Origin of the sequence: Nocardioides sp. PD653-B2 (assembly GCF_002117935.1) — a bacterium.
In the GTDB taxonomy this organism is placed as follows: domain Bacteria; phylum Actinomycetota; class Actinomycetes; order Propionibacteriales; family Nocardioidaceae; genus Nocardioides.
The window spans coordinates 1-4,572 of record NZ_BDJE01000054.1 but is presented as its reverse complement, the minus strand read 5'-3'; the positions used below and the strand labels follow the sequence as shown (position 1 = coordinate 4,572).

Annotated in this window: 6 protein-coding genes; all 6 read left to right on the top strand. The window is 70.9% G+C overall.

The annotated features are described in order from the left end of the window. Positions 1-286, top strand: a 286-nt coding sequence (locus PD653B2_RS24330; RefSeq protein WP_207568284.1) for an HNH endonuclease signature motif containing protein, incomplete at its 5' end; no start/stop codon positions are given. 71 nt (positions 287-357) lie between these two features. Beyond that, on the top strand, positions 358-711 hold the full coding sequence (locus PD653B2_RS21665) for a VOC family protein (RefSeq protein ID WP_085874499.1): 354 nt from the start codon (positions 358-360) through the stop codon (positions 709-711). 22 nt (positions 712-733) lie between these two features. Further along, entirely contained in the window at positions 734-1,090 is a 357-nt protein-coding gene (locus PD653B2_RS21660) for a hypothetical protein (protein ID WP_085874498.1), read from the top strand. A gap of 78 nt (positions 1,091-1,168) precedes the next feature. Next, positions 1,169-3,334 carry a chemotaxis protein CheA gene (locus tag PD653B2_RS21655; RefSeq protein WP_085874497.1) on the top strand — a complete coding sequence of 722 codons (2,166 nt, stop codon included), beginning with the start codon at positions 1,169-1,171 and terminating at the stop codon, positions 3,332-3,334. After that, positions 3,331-3,750: a chemotaxis protein CheW gene (locus PD653B2_RS21650; RefSeq protein WP_207559487.1), complete on the top strand. Its 420-nt coding sequence runs from the start codon at positions 3,331-3,333 to the stop codon at positions 3,748-3,750. Before PD653B2_RS21655 ends, PD653B2_RS21650 begins: the two co-directional genes overlap by 4 nt. 26 nt (positions 3,751-3,776) lie before the next feature. Further along, the coding region (locus tag PD653B2_RS21645) for a HAMP domain-containing protein (protein ID WP_133059410.1) at positions 3,777-4,572 on the top strand (796 nt) is incomplete at its 3' end.

Genomic DNA, 4,572 nt, shown 5'->3' with positions numbered 1-4,572 from the left:
CGACCCCACCCCACTGCTGCGGGAGCAGGTGAACCTCACCCACCCCACCTGCGTGTTCGTGGGCTGCAGCAGACCGTCGCGCAACTGCGACGCCGACCACATCATCGGCTACGACCAGGGTGGACCCACCTGCTCCTGCAACCTCGCACCGTTGTGCCGTCACCACCACCGCCTCAAGACCCACGGTGGGTGGACCTACCAGCGCACCGCAGCACGGACCTTCCGCTGGACCAGCCCGTTGGGGCACGTGTACGTCAACGACCTCACCCACCCACGACATACCTGAGCACCCGACCCCGCCGGCCACCGCCGACGGGGCCACAGGCACGCCCGGCCGGGTCGTGGCAGTCTTGCGGCATGGAACGGGTGCTGGGGATCGGTGGCTACTTCCTGCGGGCTGCGGACCCGGACGCGCTGAGCGCGTGGTACCGCGACTGCCTCGGTCTGGAGGTCGACGAGCACGGCCTGTGGCGTCAAGGAGACGGGCCGACGGTGTTCGCGACGTTCGAGTCCGCGACCGACTACTTCGGGGCCTCGGCCCAGCAGACGATGCTCGACTTCCGGGTCCGTGACCTCGACGCGATGCTCGCCCAGCTGCGCGCGGCGGGAGCGGACGTGGCGGACGAGACCCAGGAGATGGAGGGCGTCGGCCGGTTCGGCTGGGTCACCGATCCCGAGGGCAACCGGGTCGAGCTGTGGCAGCCTGCGTGACCACCGGGCCTAGGCTTCGGGCATGGAGATCCTGAGGCACCTGCTGCTCGTCATCCACATCCTCGGCTTCGCCGCGCTGCTCGGCGGCCTGCTCGTCCAGGCCCGTGAGCCGCAGAAGTCCGTCAACGCCCTGATGCGCGACGGCGCCGGTACGGCGTTCCTCGCCGGCCTGCTCCTCGTCGGGGTGATCCAGGCCGACGACGGAGACCTCGACAACACGAAGATCGCGGTCAAGGGCGTGATCGGACTGGTCATCCTCGTGCTCGTGATGGCCAACCTCCGCCGGGAGCGGATCGCCACCGGGCTCTGGACGCTGCTGCTGCTCCTGACCGTCGCGAACATCTGCGTCGCGGTCTTCTGGGCCTCCGCACACGTGTAACCGTTCTCGCGACCGTCTCAGGTCTGCTCCCGCACCGCCGATCAGCCTCTCGTACGACACACGACGAGAGGCCCGCCGGTGGATGAGATCGACGAGATCGTCCAGGAGTTCCTCGTGGAGAGCCACGAGAACCTGGACCAGCTCGACCGCGACCTGGTCGCGCTCGAGCGTGAGCCGGGCTCCCGCGACCTGCTGGGCAGCATCTTCCGCACCATCCACACGATCAAGGGCACCAGCGGATTCCTCGCGTTCGGCAACCTGGAGTCGGTGACGCACGTCGGCGAGAACCTCCTGGCCAGGCTGCGTGACGGCAAGATGTCGATGACGCCGCAGACCACCGACGTCCTGCTCGCGATGGTCGACACGGTGCGCGAGCTGCTCGCGGCGATCGAGGCCCAGGGCACCGAGGGGAGCGTCGACGTCACCGCCGTCGTGCAGCGGATCTCCTCGATCCTGGACGGTACGACGACCCCCGACCCCGAGCCCTCCGCCGAGCCCGAGCCGCCCGCCGTGGCCGCCGAGCCGGGCGAGGAGATCGTCGCCCGCCGCAACGTGGCCGACTCCTCCATCCGCGTCGACGTCGAGCTGCTCGACACCCTCATGCGCCTGGTCGGTGAGCTGGTGCTCACCCGCAACCAGATCGTGCGCCAGGCCGGCGAGCAGGAGGGTCTCGAGCTGGTGCGCTCCGCCCAGCGCCTGAACCTGATCGCGACCGAGCTGCAGGAGGGGGTCATGAGGACCCGCATGCAGCCGATCGACCACCTCTGGTCGAAGCTCCCGCGCGTCGTCCGCGACCTCGGCGCGACCTGCGGCAAGCAGGTCTCGCTCGCCATGGTCGGCCGCGAGACCGAGCTGGACCGCTCACTCCTGGAGTCCGTCAAGGACCCGCTCACCCACCTCGTCCGCAACGCCGTCGACCACGGGCTCGAGAGCCCGCAGGACCGGGTCGCCGCGGGCAAGCCCGCCGAGGGCGTCCTCACCCTGCGCGCCTACCACGAGGGTGGCCAGGTCGTCGTCGAGGTCTGTGACGACGGGGCGGGCATCGACCCCGACCGGATCGCCGCGAAGGCGATCGACAAGGGCCTGCGTACGGCGGCCCAGCTCGCCCAGCTCGCCCCCACCGACGTGCTCCAGCTGATCTTCCTGCCCGGCTTCTCGACCGCGGCAGCCGTGACCAACGTGTCCGGTCGCGGCGTCGGCATGGACGTCGTGAAGACCAACATCGAGAGCATCGGCGGCACCATCGAGGTCGAGTCCGTGATCGGTCGCGGCACCACCTGCCGGCTCCGGATCCCTCTCACCCTGGCGATCGTCCCGGCGCTGACGGTCGAGTGCGCCGGCGACCGCTACGCCATCCCGCAGGTGAGCCTGCTGGAGCTGGTCGCGCTGGACGCCGACCGTGCGGCCACGGCCGTCGAGGACGTCAACGGTGCGTCGGTCTACCGCCTGCGCGGTGCCCTGCTCCCGCTCGTGCGGCTCGCCGACGTGCTCGGCGTCGAGTCCGACCGCTCCGACGGCCACGTGCTGATCGCCGTCCTCCAGGCCGAGGGCAAGCGCTTCGGGCTGGTCATCGACCGGGTCCTGAGCACCGAGGAGATCGTCGTCAAGCCACTGGGCGCTCGACTCAAGGCGCTCGGCACCTACTCCGGCGCGACGATCCTCGGCGACGGCCGGGTCGCGCTGATCCTCGACGTGCAGGCGCTCGCCCGCCGCGCGCTGACGGCCGAGGCCCTCGAACGGGGCGCCGCGAGCGTCGCCGCGGAGACGCAGCGGGCGACGGGGGAGCACCTCCGGATGCTGGTCGCCGGGATCGGCGGCGGTCGTCGCGTGGCGATCCCGCTCTCGTCGGTCGCCCGGCTCGAGAGCATCGCCGCCTCGTCGATCGAGCTGGTCGGCAGCCGTGAGGTCGTGCAGTACCGCGGTGCGATCCTGCCGCTGCTCCGCCTCGACCGCCACCTCGGTGCGACCAGCGAGCGTGACGGTGACGACCTGGTGGTGGTCGTGTACTCCGTCGGCTCGCGCAGCGTCGCGATCGTCGTCGACGAGATCATCGACATCGTCGACGAGGAGGCCGACGTCCACAGCGACGTCGACGACCACGGCCTGCTCGGCTCGGCGCTGATCCGCGACCGGATCGTCGAGGTCCTCGACGTCCGCGCGGCCATCCTCGCGGCCGACCCGAAGTTCTACACCGCCCCCGAGGCCGAGGCCGGGCTCCACGACCAGCTCCAGGAGGCGGTGTGAGCGCCCGGATGGTCACCTTCACCTTGGCCGGACACCTGTACGGCGTCGACGTCCACGCCGTGCAGGAGGTGCTGCGGGGACTGCCGCGGACCCGGATCCCGCTGGCCCCGGGCGGCCTGGCGGGCCTGATCAACCTGCGGGGCCAGGTGCTCAGCGCCGTCGACCTGCGGGCCCAGCTCGACCTGCCGTCGCGCGACGCCGACCAGGAGCCGATGCTCGTGGTCATCCGGGTTGTCGGCGAGCCCGTCGCCCTGCTCGTGGACACCATCGGGTCGGTCGTCGACGTCGACGCCGACCAGTTCGAACCGCCGCCGGACACCCTGTCCGGCATGTCGAGGAAGGTCCTGCTCGGGGCCTACAAGCTGGAGCACCGGCTGCTGCTCGCCCTCGACGTCGAGCGGGCCGTCGCGGCCTGACCGCCCCCCACCTCGAAAGAATCACCATGAAGTCACCCGTCACCTGGACCGTTGGTCGTCGCCTCGCGGCGATCGCCGGAATCGGCGCTATCACCGTGGTCGTCGTCGGCGGCGTCGCCCTCTCCGGCATCCGCACCCTGGACGCCCACGCCACGGAGCTCGCCGCGTACGAGGACGCGCGCTCGCTGATGCACGCCCTCGACACCCGGTCGAGCGAGCTCAAGGTCGACGGCCTCAAGGCGCTCACCGTCCCGGACAACTCGACCATGCCGCAGGACGTCGTCGACGACACCGCGAAGATCGCCGACCTGTTGGACCAGCTCGCCGCGCTCGACCTCAGCGTGACTGCGGAGCAGGAGCAGACCTTCGACGCGGCGTGGGCGAGGTACGAGGAGAGGATCGCCGAGTTCGTCGACGCCGCGGTCGCCGACCGCGCGGCGATGCTGCCGAAGGCCGACAAGGTCCAGAAGGCGAACGACGCCATGGACGAGCTCCTCGGTGCCGCCGTCGACGCGATGGAGGCGTCGGCCGCTGCCAAGCAGCAGGAGGCGGACGAGACCCGGAGCAGCGTGACCTCCCTGGTCGTCCTGGCCGCGGTGCTCGGCCTGGTCACCCTCGTGGCGCTGGCGTTCGTGATCGCCCGGTCGATCACGCGACCGCTGCGCAGCAGCGTCGACGTCCTCGAGGCGTTCGCGGACGGTGACCTGACGCAACGAGCTCCGGAGCGCTCCACCGCCGAGCTCGGCGAGCTCGAGCGGGCCCTGAACCGGTCCATCGACTCCGTCGGCCAGATCATCACCTCGGTCACCGGGTCGGCGGACG

What these genes read in the sequence shown, in the direction of transcription:
- PD653B2_RS21660 (WP_085874498.1), top strand. Translation starts at nt 734, where the DNA reads ATGGAGATCCTGAGGCACCTGCTGCTCGTCATCCACATCCTCGGCTTC.
- PD653B2_RS21665 (WP_085874499.1), top strand. Translation starts at nt 358, where the DNA reads ATGGAACGGGTGCTGGGGATCGGTGGCTACTTCCTGCGGGCTGCGGAC.